A 22193-nucleotide genomic window follows, 5' to 3' on the forward strand; every position below is an offset into this window, starting at 1 on the left:
TTACTTAAATAATTAATAGTCGGGTGTTTTTTATTAAAGAGATTCTTACTTTAGAAGCGTGTACTTACGATATTTAGCTTTTTAAAGGGATGTTATGAATAAATTATTATTTTTTATTGTTTTTTTCGTTATTAGTAATGCTCAAGCAGCTGACGCGACTTATTTCTCAGAATTAAAAGCCGAGCTTGATCAGGCTGTACCAAAGATTTTAGATAAGCATAAAGCCCCAGGTGTGGCCATTGCCTTTGTTCAAGGCGAAGAGGTTACCGGATTTCTTTCTTATGGCTTTGCTGATATTGAAAGTCAAAAAGCGATTACAGAGAATACCATGTTTAATGTGGGCTCAATATCAAAAGTAGTAACTTCGTGGGGGGTTATGCAGTTGGTTGAGCAAGGTAAAGTTGAACTTGATAAACCAATAAATAATTATTTAAAACGCTGGAAGATACCTAAGTCTGAATTTGGAACAGAAAATGTAACGTTAAGAAATGTTCTGTCGCATACATCTGGCTTGTCTCTCGGTCCTTATTTTGGCTGGGGCTCACCGACTGATGTTCCTTCGATCGTTGATTCATTAAATGGCAAGAATAATGGTGCAGGCGATGTAAAATTAATACATACACCAAATACAAAATGGTCATACTCAGGGGGTGGGTACTCTATTGTTCAGTTACTCATAGAAGATGTATCGGGCTTAAGTTTTGAAGACTATATGCAGAAAAATGTACTTGAGCCGCTCGGAATGAATAACTCAACATTTAATGTAACACCTGCTGTTATGAGTAAGTCAGCAACACCGTATGATGAAAATGCCAAGAAAACATCCATGATCTACTTTGCTGAGCAAGCCGCTGCGGGTTTACAAACAACTGCTATTGATTTAGCACGATTTAATTTAGCCGTGCTTAAAAATAAGGAAAATAAATACAATGGCTACCGTCTTATATCACAAGTTCTAATTACAGAAATGATTACACCTGTAGCAAACACGGGGGGGCGCTGGAGTATGAGTTATGTTGTCGATTCAGAAAATAAAAGTTTAGGGTTCGCTGGATTTAATCAAGGTTGGATAGCCTTAACACGGTCGATTACAGACCAAAATAGAGGCTACGTCATACTTACCAATAGCAGCATAGGAGGCGTTAGTAATGATATTGATAGTCTTATTTTATCTAAACTGCGCAAGTCTTAAAAGTGAGTAGTTTATGGCAACTAAGCTTACTTAATAGGTATTTTTGATATTTAATAAGGTGGTTATGTTGAAAAGCATAGAGGTAAGAACAATCTACTTAGTATAGAACTCAATTTTAGGGAGTCGTACTGATGAATCAATTAACTGAAAAAACGATTGCATGTCCATATTGTGGAGAACATATAGATGTTTTACTTGACCCCGCAGACTTAAATCAACAATACATCGAAGATTGCCAAGTTTGTTGTAAGCCAATAAATTTTTTAGTTTTTGAAAACAGTGATGAAGAACTTTCCGTTACTGTATCAAGCGATGATGAAAGTTGTGGCTTTTCTAACTATTAAAAAATGAAATACTAAGATTTCTAATTCATTAAATATTAAAACCTGCGAGATGGCAGGTTTTAATATAAGGTTTTCTTATTTGTGATCTTCAATTATCTCAGTGATCCCTTCAGCTGAGAGTATTTCTATCCAATAACCATCTGGGTCTTTAATAAAGGCTAGGCCTTTCATAGAGCCATCGTCAGGCTTTTTTACAAACTCAACATCGTATTTTGCAAAGCGCTCGCATGCTGCGTAAACGTCTGGCACGCTAATACCGATATGACCAAAGCCTTTTGGTTCATCATTACCACTATGGTACCCAGCAAAGCTCTCGTCGTTTTCTGTGCCCCAATTATGTGTAAGCTCGATAAGAGCAGGGCGACGAAACACCCACTGTGCTTTTTCCTTATCGGTGCCTGTTGGCATGTCTTGCTCATAGCCTAAAAAGTACAGCGTAAACTCCATTTTAGGGAAGTCATATTTACCCAATAACTTCATGCCTAAAACGTTTTGGTAGAAGTCTAATGAAGGCTTTGGATCTTTAATCCGCAACATTGTTTGTTGCATTACGTAATCTTGCGTTGCATTTGCGATTTGTTCTGGTGACTCGTTGTAGTTAGACATACACATCCTTTTTAACTCAAATTATTGATGATGTAATCAGTCTAACATAATCAGGTTGCCCTTAAATTAATAACAAATATTATTGACGTGTTTAGATAGCACTTCAATTCTTAACTTACTAACTCACATAAAAAAACCGCCCAACAGGCGGCTCATTTCAACTTATAGCTTAAAACTTACAGCTTTTGTCGATCAATTACCCCAAGGGTTACTCGCATTTGATCGCTGCTTACGCGCACGGGCTTTTTGCTTCGCTTCTTTTTTCTCATGAATGCGTTTTGCATCAGTAAAGCTAAGCTCACACGGTTCACCTGGTTTTTGATCAGCAGGGATCACACGATCGCGAGGTGGTAATTCGTAGTTTACATCGTCAGGGCGTGGTAAGTTTTTAAGACGATACAAATAAAAATTCTCGACTTTTTCTTGTGCCCATTGGGTTTTACGTAAAAACTTAACCGCTGATTTAACATCTGGGTTATTCTTAAAGCAGTTCAAACGCATATAGGCGTGGAGTAATTCCCAGCCATATTGTTCGACAAGCTCTATCACAACTTGCTCGATACCAACACCTTGCAGTGGGTTATTGCTGAAAATTTCTTTATTACTCATTAGGCTGTCCGGTATTACAAAACTAGGGTAAGTATAATTGCCTTTACCCTAGTTTTATAGCTAACTTGCAAAGAATGTTTATATACGCGCCTATTCTTTACAATTAACCACTACACGGCCGCGAATTTCACCTTTTAATAGGGCTTCGGCATTGGCAACGGCATCAGAAAGTGGAATTTCTTGCGAAATAGCATCGAGGTACTCAGCTTCTACTAACTCACTTAAACGTTGCCATGCTTCAATTCGGTCGGCTTTAGGGCGCATTACACTGTCTATTCCCATTAGACTAATGCCACGAAGGATAAATGGCGCTACCGTTGCCGGAAAGTCCATACCTTGTGCTAATCCACAGGCTGTTACAACACCACCGTATTTAATCGATGCACACACATTGGCAAGGGTGTGGCTACCAACAGAATCAATCGCGCCAGCAAATTGCTCTTTTGCGAGCGGTTTACCAGGTTTGGAGAATTCATCGCGAGATAGAACGCGTTTTGCGCCTAGTTTTTTTAGGTGCTCTGCTTCATTCATTCGACCCGTTGTTGCAACTACATCAAAGCCAAGTTTATTTAATAAGTAGATAGCAAAACTACCTACACCACCATTAGCACCGGTGACAAGTATTTCGCCGCTTTGTGGTGTGATACCTTGTTTTTCTAAGGCGATAATACTGAGCATTGCGGTATAACCTGCTGTACCAATTTGCATTGCCTGTTTTGGTGTTAAATTAGCGGGTAGGGGGATAAGCCAGTCACTGTTCATAGACGCTTTTGAACTTAGACCACCTAAGTATTTTTCCCCAACACCAAAGCCATTTAACAGGACTTTATCATCAATTTTAAATTCATCGCTCTTAGACTCTGTCACTGTGCCTGCAAGGTCAATGCCTGGGATCATAGGAAATGTTCTTACCACAGGACCTTTACCTGTAATCGCTAAAGCATCTTTGTAATTTAACGTACTGTAGTCAACATCAATATTTACATCGTGCTGGTGAATGCTCTCTACAGGGAAATCTGTGTACTGGGCACGGTAGCCTTGATCATCTTTGTTGATAACTACCGATTTTACTGATGTTGTCATGTTGACTCCTTTTAGACCGATCGTCTTTTAATGGTTGAAATAAAACCGTATTAAAACGGCTTTATAAAATTAAGCGTAAAAATTGTGCTGTATAAAGGGTAAGTGGTTCACTTGATTTATCAAGTTTAGAGCGCATTACAGCGCCTTCCCAGCCGATCCAGAAGAACTCAGCTAGCATTTTACAATCTGATGATTGAGGTATTTGCTTTTGCTGCTTTGCGTCAACTAAGCACTGCTCAATTAAAGCTTGCCAGCTGGTGTAAGCCTGTTTAATACGGTCAATCATTGGCTCATCAAGGTAACTGAGTTCTTGATTTAAATTGCCAATTAAGCAGCCACGATTAAACTCAAATTTTGCCATGCCTTGTTTGGCGTCGTTAGCAAACACTACAACTCTTTCAAGCGGGTTTATTTTTTCATCAGTTAGATGGCGTTTTAACTTTGCTTGAAAATAGCTGTCGTAAGCATCTATAAGTGCTAAGCCAAAATCATTTTTACTTTTGAAGTAATGATAAAAAGAGCCTTTAGGTACTTGGGCTGATTTTAAAATTAAATCAATGCCGGTTGCGCTAAAGCCTTTTTCGGTTAATACAGCTAAACCCGTATTAATTAATAAGGCGCGAGTATCTGCATTTGAACGCGCTATTTTAGGTGGCCTGCCGCGACGGCTTGGCACAGAGTTATTTGTTTGCATGAATACTATATTAGACCGATTGGTCTTTAATGTGCAAGTAATTAATTGCATAAATTGTAATCATCATAAATTTGTCGTGATTACAATTTAAATGGGAACTTTGCCGAAACGGCTTAGGTCACAATTATGAAGCTAAAAAAGATAAAAATTTTTAGCCTAATTTAAGTGTATTTATAGGTGGTTTTAGATGAGAGGTACGACCACTTAGTCATTTAAAATGTTAATTCAGTTGAGCATCAGCATGTTAGTTATTGTCAATTTATTTAATTGCTTTTTGCTATTTGAATTTAACAGTTTTATTAACTATTCATTAAATGTAGATGTCAATTTCGCTACATATCTATAAATATAAAAGGTGAGGATGTTACCTATGAAGAGACAGAAAAGAGATCGTTTAGAAAGAGCTCATTCTCAAGGTTATAAAGCAGGCTTGGCAGGCCGTTCCAAAGATCAATGCCCTTATCAACAAATCGACCCTAAATCTGAATGGTTAGGCGGCTGGCGCGAAGCAATTGAAAACCGCAATATGTTTAAAACTTAATATAGGCACCTGTTAATTTACGCAAAAAAGCCCCATGCAGGGGCTTTTTTGTATCTGCAAACAAGTAAAAATTAGAATGCAGTTGTATCTTGGAAAAGACCTACCTTAAGATCTTTCGCTTCATAGATTACGCGGCCATCTACTTCTACAGTACCATCAGCCATACCCATGAATAATTTACGTTTGATAACACGTTTCATGTCTAAACGATAAGTAACTTTTTTTGCTGTTGGCAGGATCTGACCTGTGAATTTAACTTCACCTACACCGAGTGCACGGCCAAGTCCAGGACCACCAGACCAACCAAGGAAGAAACCAACTAATTGCCACATTGCATCAAGGCCTAGACAACCAGGCATAACAGGGTCACCTTTAAAGTGGCAGTCAAAGAACCAAAGATCAGGGTTAATATCTAACTCGGCAACGATCTGGCCTTTACCGTGCTCGCCGCCATCTTCAGTAATTGAAACGATGCGATCCATCATTAGCATGTTGTCGCTAGGTAGGCGGCAGTTGCCTTCACCAAACATTTCACCTTGACCGCAAAGGATTAGTTCTTCTTTTGTATAGCTGTTTTTAGGTTCCATAACTCTTATTCGTCGCTTAGAAATTGCCCTGTACTTTAGCGTACACTTGTACGCTAAACAACTCGGAGCAGTTAAATAATTTATATTTTCAGCTTGTTTTATGACCACTTAATTAAACTGTTACAGATAAAGGGAGATAAAACCGCGCATTGTGAAGTAAAAATCATTATAATTGCTGTGATTCTTTAACCAGTCTAAAGGAAATTTATGATCCTTTTTGTAAACTCACTAACAGTGATTGATTTTTCTTACTTGTGTAATAAACGCGGCGCAGTTGGCGAGAGCTGGATTGTGGATTTAACTCTACATGGTCAGTTGAATGATGAGTCGATGGTGCTGGATTTTGGTTTAGTTAAAAAGCAAATTAAAGGCATTATTGATGAATGTATTGACCATAAACTTGCTGTACCAGCAAAATTAAATGGTTCACTAACACAGCATGCAGAGCAGAGCGTGCTAGATTGTCACTTCGGTGATAATTATCACTTAGCAATGAGTGCACCAAATCAAGCCTTTTGTCCTATAGATGCAGATATTATTGATGAAAACTCAGTGACTGAGTTTTTAATTAAAACAATAATGCCCAAGCTTCCTAATAATATCGAAAAAATCGAAATTAGTTTAAAGCCAGAACATAGCCAAAGCTTTTACTATCATTACAGCCACGGTCTCAAAAAGCACGATGGTAATTGCCAGCGTATTATTCATGGTCATCGCTCACAAATTGGAATTAGCCTTGATGGTATGGCGATGCCTCGCTTACAAAAAGAATGGGCAGATAAATGGCAAGATATTTACTTAGCGACAGCAGAAGATGAAATCAATAAATCTGACCTTAAGCATGTAACTGCACTAGATAACGATGTGTGTTTTGCCTATACATCACAACAAGGCTATTTTGAAATGGCGATTGATAAATCACGTTGTGACATTTTACCTTGCGATACCACGGTTGAATGCATTGCCGATTATCTAAGCTCACAAGTGAAAAGCCTGTACCCTGACTCTGAAGTAAAAATTACCGCTTATGAAGGAGTGGGCAAGGGGTCTATAAGTTATGCGTAAAGGATTACTAATAGCAGCGTTTGCAGGATTGTTTTCTTTAACTGCCAGTGCTGTTGAATTAAAAGGACATTTAACTCAAGGCGGTTTAGTAACTGGCCAAATTGAAGGCGCTAAAAGTGTTAGTTTCAATGGTGAGCAACTTAAGCTTTCAACAAGTGGTGAATTTGTTTTTGGTTTTGGCCGTGATGCTAAGACAAACCATACTCTTTCTTGGGTTGATAGTGCTGGTGTGAACCACGAGAAAGCAATTGTAATCACCAAGCGTGATTATAAAATCGATAAAATCACCGGTGTTGCAAAAAAATATGTTTCGCCACCTAAAGAAGTGTCTGAGCGTATTAGCCGTGAAGCTGTTGCAGTACGTAAAGCTAGGCAAGTAAATTCTGACTTACGTTATTTTTTAGAGCCGGTTTATAAGCCTGCAAGTGGGCGTATTTCAGGTGTTTATGGTAGCCAGCGTTACTTTAACGGTGAGCCTCGCCGCCCACATTTTGGGTTAGACATTGCCAATAAAACAGGCAGCCCAGTGTATGCACCAGTAAGTGGTACGGTGGTGTTTGCTGATGCAGATTTATATTACTCTGGCGGCACGTTAATTCTTGACCATGGCCATGGTGTTACCTCTACCTACATTCATTTAAGCAAATTAGATGTAAAAGTAGGGGATGAAATTACGCGTGGTGACAAAATTGCTGAGATCGGCGCAACAGGCCGAGTTACCGGCCCTCATTTAGACTGGCGTTTTAATTGGAAAAACGAACGCCTTGACCCTGCGCTAATGATGCAAGACACATTAGCTAATGAAAAGTAGAGACTATGACACAACAAATCGATCGTGATGCTATTATTGCACAGCGTATTATTGACTCAACAACGTCAGTAACGAAAACAGTTTTCCCAGGCCGTACAAATCACCATAACACACTATTTGGTGGGGACGCGTTAGCTTGGATGGATGAAGTCGCCTTTATTGCAGCAACCCGTTTTTGTCGTAAGCCACTTGTAACGATTTCGTCTGATCGTGTTGATTTTAAAGAGGCTATTCCAGCAGGTACATTCGCCGAGCTAATTTCAAAAGTTGTTCACGTTGGCAATACCAGTCTTAAAGTAGACGTAGAAATCTTTTTAGAAAGAATGCATAAAGATGACAAGCATTTAGCTATTTCAGGTAGCTTCACGTTTGTAGCTGTTGATGATAACCACAGACCAACTCCGGTAGTTTGCGATAAGATGATCAACGGCTTCGAATAATACTTACTATAAGTTATAAATAAATTAAGTACCTTCGGGTGCTTAATTTATTAGATAAAAAGAACACATCATACTTTATTTTTTTAAAGTTAACTTTAGCAACTATAAAAATAATTTAAGAGGGTGTGTACAAGGGATAGATATATGAGGGAGTTCTTTCTTTTTATTATTGAGAATAGTTTAGTGTAGCCCCATAAAAAGAAGCTACACTGTTTATCTATTTACAACACCATTGCCGCAACCCAGCCAGCAATTAGTAGCGGAATATTAAAGTGGATAAAAGTAGGTACCACTGAATCCCAAATATGGTCATGTTGACCATCTGCATTTAGGCCAGATGTTGGTCCAAGTGTTGAGTCAGAAGCAGGGGAGCCAGCATCGCCTAAAGCGCCCGCTGTACCAACCAGTGCCGCCGTTGCCATTACCGAAAAATTAAGTTCCATGCAAAGTGGTACAAATAGGGTGGCTATAATTGGCACTGTTGAAAACGAGCTACCAATACCCATGGTTATTAAGAGTCCAACCAATAAAATCAATGCGGCTGCAAGGGGTTTGTTACCTTCAATCATAGCCGCTGCAGAGCTGACTAACGAAGTTACATCACCCGTTGCTTTCATCACTGAAGCAAAGCCTTGTGCTGAGATCATAATAAAGCCAATCATCGCCATCATCGCGATGCCTTTACTAAATACATCGCCGTTTTGCTCAAGCTTTACAACACCAAGCAAGGTAAATATGGCCACTCCAACGAGGCCGCCTAAGATCATTGAGCCACTGATATTTTGCGCCACTAAAGAGCAAAGTACAGCGGTAATGCCAACTACCAGTACCTTTTTAGGCTGTTCTATGAGCACCTCTTGTTGTGGCTCTGTTAAGCTATGAGACTCATAACTACGGCGCTTTCGATAGCTAATAAATACCGCAACCAATAAACCAAATAACATCCCGATGGCTGGAATTATCATTGCCATGGGGACTTGAGTATTAACGATATCTAAGCCATTTTCAGTGAGGTTTTTGTGCAAAATGGAATATAAGTAAATCCCACCAAAACCATAAGGTAACACCATATAAGAAGTGGCTAATCCGAAGGTTAAAATACATGCTATTGCACGTCTATCAAGGCGCAACTTGTTAAACACAATCAGTAATGGCGGAATAAGTATTGGGATAAAGGCTATATGCACAGGTATTAAATTTTGCGATGAAATCGCACAGAGTAAAATAATACTTAAAATAAGGTAACTAAGCGTAGTTTCGCCTTTATGACTATTCTCGTTTACTTGCTTAAGTAACTTAGACGCTAAAATACGTGTTAAACCCGACTTAGAAATAGCAACCGCAAACGCACCTAACATCGCATAGCTAAGCGCTATTTCAGCACCCCCCGATAAGCCATCATTGAATGCATTAACAGTTTCAGTTAAACCAAGACCAGCGGTCAAACCCGCAACAATAGCACTCACTGTCATCGCGACAATGACATTAATTCGACAAAGCGTTAAAACCAGCATCAACATAACGCCGACAATTACTGCATTCATATTGTTCTCTATTTGGCTGTTTTGAGAGAGTTTAACAGAACTCGCACACGGTTTTTGCGATTTTGAGTATATGATTGTTGTTGATAGCGTACTTCGATGATTATTTGCTCAAATTCGTTTAAATAAGGCTTCACTGCGGGCTTTTGCTGTTTGATCAAAGCAATATTTTGTAGTGGTGTGTGGGTAGAAACAGGCGAGACACCTTGCTTTTTAGCCCACTGATAAAGCCAAGTAATGTCATCAACCAATGGTTCGCTACTTCGTACTGGGCGCTTGCTATATAAAAAATAGCCTGTAAAGCTCAGTAATAAAGTACCTAACACAACTAATGGCGTTAGCCATGCTGAATTATTACCAAACAGTGAATCAAATAAACTTTGCTGTGATGCTTGGTCAAACGTAAGCACCCAGTTAGTCCATTTATAGTCGAGCTCTTCAAGCTGAATACGCAGCCAGTTTATTGCTTTAAAATGGCTCCAGCGCTTTAAACCAAAATTAAGATTGTTGTTAAAACTTTCATTTAAATCACCAAGCTGTGATAACGAACTATTTAAACGCTCCGGGGCAACAACAGCGGTAGCATCAAATATGTGCCACTTTTCATCGAAGAACACTTCAACCCACGCATGCGCATCATATTGATAAATGTTGAGCGTAGCGGCTTTAGTTTGTTCGCCCCCTAAATAACCCGACACAACTCGGGCAGGGTAACCGGCAACACGAAACATAAATGCGGCCGTGCTTGCATAATGACCACAAAAACCACGTTTGGTATCAAATACAAACTGGTCTAACGTATTATCACCATACATTGGCGTTGGTGTTAATGTGTAAGCAAACCGCTGCTGATTAAAGTAATTAAGTAATGCGTTAAAGTAACCTTGTGCATTATCATGCTCAGCAGCCAGCTGATTTGCCAGCGCCGTTGTTTGTGGGTTAGTCATTTTAGGTAAGCGGGTATATAAACGTTTTTCGAAGGCATTCAGGCTCAGCGAAGCTTGGCTACTCGTTACCGCGTATTTAATGTTTTTGTTTAAGTTACCTTTGCGTTTTAACAAACCATTGTAAGTAGAGTGCACATCTGAATTAGCACTTTGTGCAAAGCCAAGGGCAAATAACCAATTTGAAGATGAGGGCTCTGCAATAACATGATAATCAATGCTATTGCTACGGCTAATGGCGTGGCGAATAGGGTTAAATTGTTTAGATTTTAAAATGTCCGATATTAACCATTCACTACCATTAAACTCATCATGAATGAGGCTTCGCCAATAATAGGGGGCGTGTAAGGTTTGCCCTGGCTGTTGTTCTACCCGAAAAACCAAATCATCAGACTCAGCTAATTTAGCAATCGAAAAGGGGTTCACTTGTTCTGATAAGCCAGTTTTCGCAAGCTTTGGCCCAGGTAGCTGCCAAAATGCTGGTATTTTAGGTAAAAACAAAATCAAAAATGCTGCTATGGGTAAGGCTAGTAATATTGTTTTAAAACTCTGCTTGTTAGCGGCCTTAAAGCTTTGCGGACTGGTTAAGTAGCCAAGTACTGCGAAGTTAACAATATAGAGTACACTCACAATCAAGGTTTCGAACAGCCCTTGATGAAATAAATACACAGTTGAAAGGTTAAAAAACACTAGTAAACAAACGGTTTGATACTGTTTAATTGTTTTTGCTTGTAGCAATTTAAAGCTGCTAGCAAGTAGCATCATGGATACAAACAACTTTACCGTATCGCTCACACCAACAAGAACAAATAAGGCTATTAAGCTAACTGCAGCCAAAATATTCGCGACCAATCCATTTAGTTTTTTATAAAACTTACTTAAAAACAGGTTTAAAAAGCTTAAGCCAGCCAATATGGCTAAAAATAGAGTAGGGACTTCGGTAAACAAAAAACCACTGATAACAATAAAAAGCAGTGATAAAACAGTATTTATAAGCGGGGTATTCATAATTAAAACTCCGCCAAAGCTTGTAAGCAGGCTCTTTGATGGTGAACCCCTAAGCCTTTTGCAATGTGTTTATTAGGCAAGGTTAACGAAAACGCCATGTGTTGATCGGTTAATTGGTTTACCAAAAAGCATAATTGGCTTAAACGATGTTCGTTATTGCCAGTTAACATATTGAAATTAAGCGCTAATTCCTGTGATGCATCACTGGTAAACTCTTTCGTTAATAGCTGCTGAGTTTTAGCGTAGTGTTTCCACGATACTTTATTCAGTGCTGTACCTTGCACAAACGGTGTAAGCTGATAAAAGTCATCATTACCGGCTTTAACTTGTGCGTTATCGCCATCATGTTCGTCATTTTCATGGAGTTGAGTATCAAGCTTTTCTGATGTAATTGGTTGTGGGTAAACAAAAACGGTACTTATTGGCTCTATATAACTCCAAACAGATACTAAACCAAATGGAAAATGACTAATAATTTTAATTCTATCAAAGTCATAAGCACCACGATCGCTACATTTAAGTGCTATTTCAACTGTTTTTGTCTCTTTGCTTTGCAGTGACACAGTTTCAGATTCAACGTTTTTATTAACGAGTTTTACTAGTTCACAGTGTGATTTAGCTTGAACTTGAAAACGCGCGAAAGGGGCTTTTGGCGCATAACTTTCATTAACAAATAGGTAGTTAACTGACAAACCTCTAACGTTTTTATAGCCGGTCAGTATCGTAAACACCAAAACAACCACCATTAAATACGCCATGGCTAAAATTAGGTTGTTTTGATAGTTAATACCCATCACAAAATTAAGCAGCGCAATCAGTAAAAACTGCCCGCCAAGTTTAGAGGGTAATACATAAATTGTTTTATGCTTAAGTTCAATTTCGTTGGTTCTATGTTTGCTTTTTAATAACTTATTAAAAATTGACTGACGAAATTGCTCAATAAAAGCAGGGCACTTAAACATGTTTTATAAGCTTACTGGCACATGTTTAAGTGCAAACCCGCTATCACCAGCGTTTAAACCAAGCCTGTGATCGGTCACGCTAGGGAAAACCGCTTGCACATCTTCAGGCAGCACAAAATCACGGCCTTCAATATACGCCCATGACTTTGCAGCACGGGCAAGCGCAATACTGGCTCTTGGTGATAATGGGTTTACAAAGTGGTTATCTTGGCGAGTAAACGCAACTAGCTCAAGTATATAGTCAACAACCGCATTACTTATCGTTACCGTATTAATTTCTTTTTGGATAACAGCAAGTTGACCAGGATTAATACGAACGGGCAAGTCATCGTAGTTACGGTTGTTTAACCCTAAAATGAGATTTTTTTCAGCGTGTTTGTCAGGAAAACCTAAACTAATACGCATAAAAAAGCGATCTAATTGCGACTCAGGTAAAGGATAAGTGCCTGATTGATGCACTGGATTTTGAGTAGCAATCACAAAAAATGGTGATGGTAGGGCGTGCTTAACAGAATCTACCGTCACTTGTTTTTCTTCCATTGCTTCTAACAGTGCACTTTGCGTTTTAGGACCAGCACGATTAATTTCATCGCCTAAAACAACTTGGCTAAATACAGGGCCTTGATGAAATGAAAAGCTATGCTCTTTGGCATCAAAGATGTTTGTACCAAGTATGTCAGAGGGTAATAAATCGCTGGTGAATTGAATTCGCTGATACGATAAGCCAAGAACAGCCGCAAGTGCATGAGATAACGTGGTTTTTCCCATACCTGGTAAATCTTCAATTAACAGGTGGCCTTCACTAAATAAACACGTTAGGGCGAGTTTTATTTGTTGTTGCTTACCGAAAATAACCGTTGATAGGTCATCTATAACGAGTTGGATTGTCGAATTCATAAACTACTTAATTTGTTATGGTTTCCATCAATTCTAGACGTTTCATAACAGAGTCGACTTTTTTTGCGTTGAATGGTTTGGCGATAAAACCTTTAGCACCGAGTTCCCAGGTGTTTTGAACATTCTCAAGACTGTTATGGCCAGAGCACATAACAACATGTGTATGTGGGTGGTGGTCGTTTAAGTATTCAAGAATTTCCGTACCATCAGTATTAGGTAGCTCAATATCAAGAAAGATAACGTTCGGTGACTTTTCTTCGATAACAGTTTTAGCTGATTCAAAATCTCGACTTTCTAAAATATCTTCAAAGCCAAGACCAGTCAAAATTTGGTTTAGATAATCTCTGATGTCTTGCATATCATCAATTATCAAAATAGGTTCCAACGGCTTCACAAATTCCATATTGTTACATCTTATCGTTACATCTCAAGTTGATAGTTTTAATATAAGTCATGAGATAAGTAAGCTCAAGAAACAGACACTAATAAAATGAATAATATGATAAAACACCTTCTTAATGTCCGATACCGTCTAGTATTGGACTTAGTATGCATGGGTAATAGGTATGACTACATATATACATTAGCTTCCTATAATTTATATTATGTTAAATTAAATATTTATCTTTATAAGCAGGTTCATTAGTCGTTAGATTTTAAGGTTTTTTAGCCCCTTTTTGGTTAATTTGGGTTTTCATGATTTCTAACTTTTTATGAGATGCTCATTTTTACTTTGTAAATTTTCAACCAAACTGACGTCGACAACGGAGAATTTTTACAAACCTAGATTTGAAATGTGTTTGTTCGTTATAACGAAGCCAAGAAGATGCCCTGCAAGATCAAATTGGATAGCTGTACGATTTGGTATATGTAAGCTAGACGCTGAATATCATTGCTTTTACCAACTTACACAAATTGGACTTTCTAACCGTATGAGGTTAGCTTAGATAAGGAGCTTATAGATACGGTATATAAAACTAAAGTTTAGGGTATTAAAAGAGCACTGCTTTAAGAACAATGCTCTTAGGTTTATAGTAAACTTCATCTAGTTTACTATTCGGTTAAACCGAGATCTGAAGGCTCTTTCTCCACCTTCCATTTGATTACAGATATTAGTCTTTACTTCACTTTCTTGTAAGCTTCCTAATATATTTGGTCTAAGACCAGATCTGTCCCTAAGCATACTAATCACATATTCAGCATCACCATTAACAACAATAGGCGCTGAGTGGGAAACTATTATGAGCTGCCTTCTCTGCTTGTTTCTTTCTATGGATGGTATAACGCTATCGCTTAACATTAAACAATCTAAATCATCTTCAGGTTGATCCAAAATTAATGGGTCTGAACCATAAGAGAGCAGAAATTCAAGCATACTAGCAGCTTTCTGCCCCGGAGAAGCTGACTCAATGTTTTCCATGTTCCCACTTAAAGCTCTATACTTTATCTGAATGCCATCTTCAGGATACCAACAAGCAAGATTATCAATATCAGCCTCAGTTAAAGATGCAAGCCTACTTCTAAGAGAGCCATGAATATTTGGCACCCCATCTGTTTCACCAGTTTTTATTTTATTGTGAATCTCTTTTAGGTTATCTAATCGTTCATACTTTGAATTAACTGTAGCTTCTGACGGGTTGAAGGTTTGAAATTCAATGAGTTCTTTTAATAACCCATCTCTCGATTCAGTATCGTATATACGGTCGGAAAAACTAGGAATACCGACAGTTGATTGGTAACTTTCAATAACCTGTTGCGGATTCGCATTTAGTGGCAATATCTTGATATCTAGTGACTCTAAGCTTAATGAGCGGATAAACTCTTTTCTTTGATTAGTTAGTGTTCTGCGATGATCCGCCATAGCTGTTTTAATACTCTCCGCACCTAGAACAGAAGTCTGAATTTCATCATCTATCCCATCAAAGTCTATCAGTTTAGCTTCTAGGCTATCTTTGTGTTCAACTAAAGAGTCTAACTGCTCTGGGTCAAGCCCTTCTTCTTTTAATTTGTCAGCTTCGATTTGCACTTCGGCTTTAGCTTGTTTGATTTGTTGTGTTAGCTCTTGAACAAAGGGGGATTGTGATAGCTCCTCTAATCTACTCCTTGTATTTGAGATAATTTCACTAAATTTATTTTCTGCATCCTTAATAACGCTGTCTATTTCAGCAGTTAATGCAAGGTACTCTGTATCATTACCTTCCTCAGCAGCTGGCATAGCGGAGTTCGTGGCTTCTAGCTCTGGCGCTTGATCTGATATTTGGTCTTCTACCGAAGTAAATAGTTCTGAAATAGAATCCAAAGATTCATTTTCTTTTGCAATCTTATTTTCTATTAAAAATAATTTTTTTTCTAATTCGCTTAAGTTTGTTCTTACACTGTAGTAAGGACTATCCTTTAACTTGTCTATAGAACTGATCGCATCACTAAGTTGCCCCTCTAAAGCAGATTTAGTAATCTTGCGGCTCAACAACCCTCTATATGTATTTCTATTAGATTTGTAGTCTCGTTCTAACTCTTCTTTTCTTTCGGTCCAACTGCGCTTGTCAACAAAAGAGCTGTCATCGCAAACTTTTAAGAATGCGTTTTGATCCGAAGCTAATAGATACAACATTTTTTGACTAAAAATTGATAGATCAAATCTATCGTTTGACCAATTTGAATCTACTTCCCATTCCCCATCAGTCAGCTTTTCTAGCGTTGGCTCAATATTAGGTGCCCAAGAAAATTTGAAGTCAGTTCCGTTTTTACTGTAGACACACTCAATTATTGAATTAAGGTCCATTCCATTATCAATGGATTTAAACTTTCTTAGGTTCTCACTTACTGAACTGGGTAGACCGTTTTCCTTTCGAAGAGCAATACGAATACTTTCTACAATTGTTGACTTTCCGCTTCCTCTAGAACCTATAAGTGCGTTGTAGAAAGGGCTAAATTCAATTTCTATAGGCTCACCCAGTTCAGAGCGACATAGCCTAGTTTTCAATTTGAGGCTTTTGATTCTTAATAACGGTTCTCTAGGTGGCTCAGAATCTAATAAAATACAATTTTTATAATCCTGAAGAGCTGATTTTAATCCGTCAAAATTTAGCATCGACATTTTCAACCAACATGTACGAGTACCCGCACGTTCAGGATGATGAGCATCAGAGCCTCTAACCTTCGGAAGTTCAGAAATTAAGCTTTGATGTAAACCATTATGAATTTCGTCCAACTCCCCGCAAATTTCTACGGCATTAGGGGATGCTTCAAATATAGCCCTTAACTCACCTTCATTTGTAATTTCTAAAGCACCTTTTCTACCGTCTACGTGAGCCAATATACTTAAACAATTAGGGTCGTTGTTAATGAAAGAAATTATTTCTGGAACACTAGAGCGCAATACTAATTCGTGATTTTGAGCGTCTCTGGGAATTGGGTTAGAACCATTACAAAAACCTATAAGCCGTTCAATCTCTATATGTGTAGTATTTTGCTCGAATATTGCTAAGACATGTACATTTCCCGTTGCTGTCAGCTCAACACCCGGAAATATTGTAATTGGCCTGTATCCGTCTAAGCCATCCTGCTCAAATTCACTCTTCATTTGAGATAGTTCATTCCTGATGGATTCTATTTTTGACGCGGTGTTATGATCACTAATAATGACAGCATCTACTTCTCTAGCCATGTATGCCAGTAGCCAGTCTCGGTCTGTCAATGAATGCTCTTGGTAGTCGTCAGAAGCAATTGTGTGATTATGAAAATCAAATTTAAACCATTTGGAGCCAACAGGCATAAATCATCCTTAATTTTTTAACTTAATGAAGTAGTTAATGATGGCTTAAGATATCAACTTTTTATGTCAATAGAAATGTAAATATATAATCCTTATCGTTAAAGGTGCTTTAACTTGCTGATTTATATAAATAATTGTACGTTCATGGCTTTTTGGGTTAGTGAATTATGCTAATAAATTCAAAGCCTTAGGTTTTTATCTAAAGAAAAAGCCACTAAAAATATATAATAGTGGCTCCAAGTTGACTCAATAGCCCGCGATTAAGCGGCCTTTTTTATTGTCATTCCGTCTGGGGTGACGATGCCCCCGCCTTTGATATATTAAAACCCTTTTTTATAGTTTTCCATTTTCAAATGCGTTTTTATATTCATCCTGCAGAACAAACTTTTTAACTATAATTCTTCGATTGTGGTACATAATGAGCATTGACAGCCATGCCCTACTCCTTAGCTACTATTATTATGGTTTAAGCATCAATTAAAATGTTGTGTTGCGGCTTTAATCGCGAGTTAGCGTCACACTTATCAGTGGCGGCTAATTTAGCCATTAGTTATAACAAAGTTGACACTAACAATAGGCGGCGTACAATTAATCATATTATAACAATGTACCTACTAATGAGGTGAAATATGCGCACTCAAGTACGAAAAATCGGTAATAGTCTTGGCAATATAATTCCTGCGGCTTTCATCAAGCAACTCGGCTTAGTTGAAGGCGCTGACATTGAGGTTAAAGCCGATGGAAAAAAAATTATTATTGAACCAATCAAACGTCAAAAAAAGCGCTTTCCGTTCAGTGAAAAGGAACTATTGAATGGTTTAGATGCTCATACAGCGCATGCTGATGAACTGGCGTTAGTATCGGGTAAAGAGTTGGGTGAGTAATGGCTCAGTATGTACCTACACGCAATGAAATTATTTGGCTAGATTTTGAGCCCGTGAGAGGTAAAGAGATCGGGAAGTATCGCCCTGCATTAGTCCTTTCAAGTAAAGAATACAATCAGCAAACGGGGTTGTTAATTTGCTGCCCTATTAGTACAAGTATTAGAGGTCAAGCTACTGAAGTACCAGTAAATAACCTCGACAAACCAAGTGTTGTAACGTCAAGTTTGATCCAAACACTTTCGTGGAAAGACCGCAGCGCGAAGAAAATTACCACTGCTGAAAATGGTGTAATGGAAGATGTTTTGCTACGGCTAATCCCGTTGATTGGGGCTGAATCGTTATTCGATGAATAATAATGGGAATATTACACATCGAGTAAACTAACTAATTTAGTGAAGATTATAAAAAGCCAATATTATGAGGCCGTTGTTAGACGGCCTTCTTTTAGTTTTGGGGTGTTAGCGCAATTTTTTGCATGATAGTAAATATTAAACCTTTAGAATGAGTAATTTATAAAACAATTTGCCTACTACAGCCGATGCTTTCTACAAAGTATTTATCATGGCTTACGAGTATAAAGCCGCCTTTAAAACCCTTTAATGACTGAGCTAAAAGCTGTTTTGATTCAAGGTCGAGATGATTATCGGGCTCATCGAGTAACAAAAATGCGGTGCTTTCAATATTACTGACGATACACATGGCGAGCTTCATTTTCTCGCCACCACTTAAAAATGCGGCATGTTTAAAAACAGCATCTTTTCTAAAGCCGATACTGGCAAGTAGAGTACGTGCGGTACTCTCATCTAGGTTTTTGCAGTAAAGCATGATGTTTTCAAGCAGGGTTAGCTCGTCGTTAATTAATGTAAAATGTTGGTCTAAATAATAGAGTGCTTGATTGCAATGTAACTGCCCTGCTTTTGCTGGTATGTCTTGGTTCAGGGTTTTAAGTAAGGTTGATTTACCAGTGCCATTTGCGCCCGTTAAATGAATTTTATCATCACTGAATACCTGTAAATTAAGCGGTTTTTGTGTGCCGTGCGCTAATAGAACGTCCTCCAAGCTAAGTACTTTGTGGGGTTTAATCTCAACAGATTGCGCAAAGTAAAATTGCTGCGCTTTAGTTTGTTCAAGCTGGCTACAAAGCTCTTGTTTATTACGAGTGAGCGCACCTTCCCGCTTGGCGGTGTTTTTACTTTGCGATGACAAATTAGCGCTGGCTTTATCTTTTTTAGAATCTATCAGCACTTTAGGTTGGCTGCCAGACCGTCTAAGGGCTGCGCCTTGGCCTGCACGTTTTTGTGTTTTTTGCTTTTGTAGTTGCTCTGCTGCTTTGAGTTTATTTTGCTGTTTAACAACGTGGTTTAACTTGTTTTCAAGAGCAGTAACTTGCTGCTGTTTTTGCGTTTGGTATTCAGAAAAACACGTACCAAAATAAGTTAAACCAAGGGATGTTAGCTCCCAAATTTCATGGGCTTGTTCTAACAATTCTTGGTCGTGACTTATCAGTAATAGCTGCCCTTTAAAGTTGTGTATTTGATTTATAAGCCAGCTTTTGCCTTTTGCATCCAGGTGGTTTGATGGCTCATCCAGTATTAAAATGTCGGGCTTAATGCAGGTAAATAGTGCCCAAAGCTTTAATTGGCTAAGCTGGCCGCCGCTTAAATGCTTGCTTAAGGAGTTAGGGGTTTTGTTGTTTACGCCAAGCCTTACAAGTTCTGCATTAAAGCGCTCTTCTAAGTCCCAATTACCCTCAACCAACATTAAGTTTTGTTCTGTAACTTGCCCTTGGTTTATAGCATCAAGGGCTTTAAACACTGGCTCTAGCCCAATAGCCTCAGCAATTGTTTGGTTATCAGCCTGATTTACATCGTTCATTTGCCTGTAAAAGCCAAAGGCTGAATTACAAATAACCGTACCAGAGCTAGGCTCTTTTTGCTTAGCAAGTATTGACGCTAATATAGATTTACCGCAGCCGTTCCTGCCGACTAAGGCGGTGACTTTAGCTGTGAGTGAGAATGAAAGGTCTTTAAATACAACATCGCCATTGCCATGTTGGTAACATAAATTAAAAGCTTGAAGTTGTGGCATAGTGCCTCCTGTATTACAGGGGCAGTGATACCAATCCACAAAATAGACTACTTAATTACGAATTGGTATTAAGCGTTTGATCACACGAGAAGAAATATAATGCAAGTGATAGTGAGCAACGCCTACTAACCCTGTTGGTCCAAAAAAATAAAAATGAAATTGGATAACAGGTTTAGTTGTTCATGTTGGCGGTAACTCCTAATAAGTGAGGCTAGATAATAACCAGTTAATACCTAAATAGCAACGAGTTATGCTAGTCTTAAATCATTGAGTGCTTGAAGGACTACATTTTGAATTTAGTGAATTGCCAAGTTGTATTACAAAACCAAACGCAAATTAAACTTCAGTTAGATAAAAACAAGCGGGTCTTTGTTATTGGCGATTTAGATGCTGACTTAGCAAAATTTGAACAAGCGCTTGAATCTGTTAATTTTGATAAAAATCACGATGTGCTGTTTTCGCTTGGTGATGTTATAGATAGAGGTAATGATAGCGTAAAACTTCTTCAACGCTTTATTGAGTTGGGTGTTTACATGTCATTGGGTAATCACGAGCATATGTTACTGGAATCATTATTGGCACATGATGAAGCCTACTTTTCGTTATGGGTTAAAAATGGTGGTCGCTGGCATATAGATGCAAGTGATGATGAACTTGAATTTGTTTGCAATTACTTACGCAAACGCCCTCTTTCATATTTGTTAGATTATCAAGGTGTTAAAATAGGTTTATCACACACTGTGTCGCATAATTGGAATTGGTTGGCCCCTTCAAATAATAAACAGTTTGCTGTGTCTGCACTTTTGTGGGAACGAACAATAGCAAAACAGAAGATAGTTGAAGATAATCAGAGCGTTGATTTATCTATTCATGGTCATAACACAACTCAACGTGCCTATTGGCTTGGCAACACTTACCATATAGATACTAACTACCTTGGCGGGAAGCCAACGATTGTAGAGCTTGAACCTTTAATTAATCAGTACAAAGCCTTTTAATGTAAAGTTGCAAGTCTCGTCACTGCGTTTTCTTCGAGGTATTGTTTATATTGATAGCGGGCGTGCCAAAGTTGCTCATTTGTTTGCTGTAGGTAGATTATAGGTCCACTGCTCTTCTTAGCTAGGTTTGTCAGTTTTGTATATTCAAGCGTATCAATCTTACCATCACTAAAATAGCTTTTAGCGAATTGCAAAAACTCTTCATTATTGTAGATACCACTATGCCACATAAGTGAGCGATACATACTTGCGGTTATTTCGCGTGGCTTATCATTTGAGCTAAAGAGTTTAACCTCGGAGTAAATCGAGTTACCTGTGATTACAATCCCTATTAATGAAAGCGTAGTGAGAGTCATCATCCATTTCATGCTTCTATCCTCACAGTTAATTACTTTTAACTATAGGAGAGAAAGATGAATACTTGCTGTTTATTTAATCAATTTGTTGTGGGTTAAGTATTCTCTAAACACTTAGTTATTGTTTTAAATGTTGTTTAACGTATCAGGTAAAACCTAATACGTTATCAACGTTAATGCAGTGCAGCTGTAAATGGAATTTGCTTACAAATTTCTGCTTCGGCAACGAGGATCTCTTCTAATCTTGTATCCACTTCTGCTTTGTCAAAGTATTCGTATGCAAGTTCTACAAATAAGTTTTTATGTTTTTCTTCAGATTTAGCGATAGCTACATAAAAATCTTTTTCTTTACCAGCAGGAAGTGCCTCGGCAACTAAAGAGAAGCGTTCATGACCTCGCGCTTCAATAACGCCAGCGACTAATAAACGATCCATTAAAAACTCATCACGGCCGTTTCTGAATAATGCGCGAATATTCTTAATATAAGGATCTTTTTGATCATTACCTAATGAAACATCACGTTCCATTAAAAGCTTGAGTACTTGTTTAAAATGAATCATCTCTTCTAATGCTAAATCAGTCATAGCTTTAACCAGCTTACGACGATCTGGATAATGGGATAGCATTGACATAGCCATACCAGAAGCTTTTTTCTCAGCTGCGGCATGGTCTTGCAAGAAGGTATCAAAGTCTGCAAGAACACCTTCAGTCCATTCAAATGGCGTGTGATATTTTAATTCAAACATAATAGCGAACAACTTAACTAAT

At 38.2% G+C, this 22193-nt stretch carries 23 protein-coding genes; 9 read left to right on the forward strand and 14 right to left on the reverse strand.

Annotated features, from left to right (window positions below; genetic code table 11):
- The first annotated feature begins 94 nt into the window (after positions 1–94).
- The gene (locus tag PAARA_RS10935) at positions 95–1192 is read left to right on the forward strand and encodes a serine hydrolase domain-containing protein (RefSeq protein WP_062569067.1); all 1098 of its coding nucleotides are present in this window, start codon (positions 95–97) and stop codon (positions 1190–1192) included.
- Positions 1193–1323: 131 nt separating this feature from the next.
- On the forward strand, positions 1324–1536 hold the full coding sequence (locus PAARA_RS10940; protein ID WP_062569068.1) for a CPXCG motif-containing cysteine-rich protein: 213 nt from the start codon (positions 1324–1326) through the stop codon (positions 1534–1536).
- Positions 1537–1611: 75 nt separating this feature from the next.
- Here the strand turns inward: PAARA_RS10940 and gloA are convergent, their stop codons facing one another.
- From gloA to acuR, 4 genes are all read right to left on the reverse strand, one after another.
- A complete protein-coding gene (gene gloA / locus PAARA_RS10945; protein ID WP_062569069.1) occupies positions 1612–2142 on the reverse strand; it encodes a lactoylglutathione lyase in 531 nt (176 codons plus the stop codon).
- Between the two features lie 192 nt (positions 2143–2334).
- Positions 2335–2751 (reverse strand): VF530 family protein, encoded by a 417-nt coding sequence (locus PAARA_RS10950; RefSeq protein ID WP_062569070.1) that lies wholly within the window; start codon positions 2749–2751, stop codon positions 2335–2337.
- 90 nt (positions 2752–2841) lie between these two features.
- Complete coding sequence (acuI, locus tag PAARA_RS10955; protein WP_062569071.1) at positions 2842–3834, reverse strand: acrylyl-CoA reductase (NADPH); 993 nt, start codon at positions 3832–3834, stop codon at positions 2842–2844.
- A gap of 61 nt (positions 3835–3895) precedes the next feature.
- Positions 3896–4528, reverse strand: a complete 633-nt coding sequence (gene acuR, locus PAARA_RS10960; RefSeq protein ID WP_062569072.1) for an acrylate utilization transcriptional regulator AcuR — start codon at positions 4526–4528, stop codon at positions 3896–3898.
- Positions 4529–4898: 370 nt separating this feature from the next.
- On the opposite strand from acuR, the gene rmf reads away from it, so the two are divergent.
- Positions 4899–5069: a ribosome modulation factor gene (rmf, locus tag PAARA_RS10965; protein ID WP_062569403.1), complete on the forward strand. Its 171-nt coding sequence runs from the start codon at positions 4899–4901 to the stop codon at positions 5067–5069.
- Positions 5070–5140: 71 nt separating this feature from the next.
- Here the strand turns inward: rmf and fabA are convergent, their stop codons facing one another.
- Complete coding sequence (fabA, locus tag PAARA_RS10970; protein ID WP_062569073.1) at positions 5141–5656, reverse strand: bifunctional 3-hydroxydecanoyl-ACP dehydratase/trans-2-decenoyl-ACP isomerase; 516 nt, start codon at positions 5654–5656, stop codon at positions 5141–5143.
- Positions 5657–5863: 207 nt separating this feature from the next.
- Here fabA and PAARA_RS10975 point away from each other — a divergent pair, with 207 nt between their 5' ends.
- The 3 genes from PAARA_RS10975 to PAARA_RS10985 are packed head-to-tail and all read left to right on the forward strand — an operon-like array spanning position 5864 to position 7972.
- Positions 5864–6721: a 6-carboxytetrahydropterin synthase gene (locus PAARA_RS10975; RefSeq protein ID WP_062569074.1), complete on the forward strand. Its 858-nt coding sequence runs from the start codon at positions 5864–5866 to the stop codon at positions 6719–6721.
- Positions 6714–7532 (forward strand): M23 family metallopeptidase, encoded by an 819-nt coding sequence (locus tag PAARA_RS10980; RefSeq protein ID WP_062569075.1) that lies wholly within the window; start codon positions 6714–6716, stop codon positions 7530–7532. Before PAARA_RS10975 ends, PAARA_RS10980 begins: the two co-directional genes overlap by 8 nt.
- Before the next feature lie 5 nt (positions 7533–7537).
- Positions 7538–7972 carry an acyl-CoA thioesterase gene (locus PAARA_RS10985; protein WP_062569076.1) on the forward strand — a complete coding sequence of 145 codons (435 nt, stop codon included), beginning with the start codon at positions 7538–7540 and terminating at the stop codon, positions 7970–7972.
- Positions 7973–8193: 221 nt separating this feature from the next.
- Here PAARA_RS10985 and PAARA_RS10990 read toward each other — a convergent pair whose 3' ends face one another.
- The 6 genes from PAARA_RS10990 to ppl form a co-directional block, all read right to left on the reverse strand.
- The gene (locus tag PAARA_RS10990) at positions 8194–9516 is read right to left on the reverse strand and encodes a Na+/H+ antiporter family protein (protein WP_062569077.1); all 1323 of its coding nucleotides are present in this window, start codon (positions 9514–9516) and stop codon (positions 8194–8196) included.
- Positions 9517–9524: 8 nt separating this feature from the next.
- Entirely contained in the window at positions 9525–11465 is a 1941-nt protein-coding gene (locus tag PAARA_RS10995; protein ID WP_062569078.1) for a transglutaminase TgpA family protein, read from the reverse strand.
- Positions 11466–11467: 2 nt separating this feature from the next.
- A complete protein-coding gene (locus PAARA_RS11000; RefSeq protein ID WP_062569079.1) occupies positions 11468–12427 on the reverse strand; it encodes a DUF58 domain-containing protein in 960 nt (319 codons plus the stop codon).
- Positions 12428–12430: 3 nt separating this feature from the next.
- Positions 12431–13324, reverse strand: coding sequence for an AAA family ATPase (locus tag PAARA_RS11005; RefSeq protein WP_062569080.1), 894 nt, complete (start codon positions 13322–13324; stop codon positions 12431–12433).
- Between the two features lie 7 nt (positions 13325–13331).
- The gene (locus PAARA_RS11010; protein WP_062569081.1) at positions 13332–13727 is read right to left on the reverse strand and encodes a response regulator; all 396 of its coding nucleotides are present in this window, start codon (positions 13725–13727) and stop codon (positions 13332–13334) included.
- A gap of 642 nt (positions 13728–14369) precedes the next feature.
- On the reverse strand, positions 14370–17099 hold the full coding sequence (gene ppl, locus PAARA_RS11015) for an anti-phage protein Ppl (protein WP_062569082.1): 2730 nt from the start codon (positions 17097–17099) through the stop codon (positions 14370–14372).
- A gap of 629 nt (positions 17100–17728) precedes the next feature.
- Here ppl and PAARA_RS11020 point away from each other — a divergent pair.
- Positions 17729–17983 (forward strand): AbrB/MazE/SpoVT family DNA-binding domain-containing protein, encoded by a 255-nt coding sequence (locus PAARA_RS11020; RefSeq protein WP_062569083.1) that lies wholly within the window; start codon positions 17729–17731, stop codon positions 17981–17983.
- Positions 17983–18336 carry a type II toxin-antitoxin system PemK/MazF family toxin gene (locus PAARA_RS11025; protein WP_062569084.1) on the forward strand — a complete coding sequence of 118 codons (354 nt, stop codon included), beginning with the start codon at positions 17983–17985 and terminating at the stop codon, positions 18334–18336. Before PAARA_RS11020 ends, PAARA_RS11025 begins: the two co-directional genes overlap by 1 nt.
- Before the next feature lie 157 nt (positions 18337–18493).
- Here the strand turns inward: PAARA_RS11025 and PAARA_RS11030 are convergent, their stop codons facing one another.
- The gene (locus tag PAARA_RS11030; RefSeq protein ID WP_062569085.1) at positions 18494–20071 is read right to left on the reverse strand and encodes an ATP-binding cassette domain-containing protein; all 1578 of its coding nucleotides are present in this window, start codon (positions 20069–20071) and stop codon (positions 18494–18496) included.
- Positions 20072–20370: 299 nt separating this feature from the next.
- On the opposite strand from PAARA_RS11030, the gene PAARA_RS11035 reads away from it, so the two are divergent.
- Positions 20371–21069 (forward strand): metallophosphoesterase, encoded by a 699-nt coding sequence (locus PAARA_RS11035; protein ID WP_245219959.1) that lies wholly within the window; start codon positions 20371–20373, stop codon positions 21067–21069.
- Here PAARA_RS11035 and PAARA_RS11040 read toward each other — a convergent pair.
- Both PAARA_RS11040 and PAARA_RS11045 read right to left on the reverse strand, forming a co-directional pair.
- Entirely contained in the window at positions 21066–21437 is a 372-nt protein-coding gene (locus PAARA_RS11040; RefSeq protein WP_062569087.1) for a hypothetical protein, read from the reverse strand. The two genes, PAARA_RS11035 and PAARA_RS11040, sit on opposite strands and share 4 nt — an antisense overlap.
- Positions 21438–21598: 161 nt before the next feature.
- Positions 21599–22171, reverse strand: a complete 573-nt coding sequence (locus tag PAARA_RS11045; RefSeq protein ID WP_062569088.1) for a MiaE family protein — start codon at positions 22169–22171, stop codon at positions 21599–21601.
- Positions 22172–22193: the final 22 nt, after the last annotated feature.

This window comes from Pseudoalteromonas arabiensis (genome assembly GCF_001550155.1).
Lineage (GTDB): Bacteria > Pseudomonadota > Gammaproteobacteria > Enterobacterales > Alteromonadaceae > Pseudoalteromonas > Pseudoalteromonas arabiensis.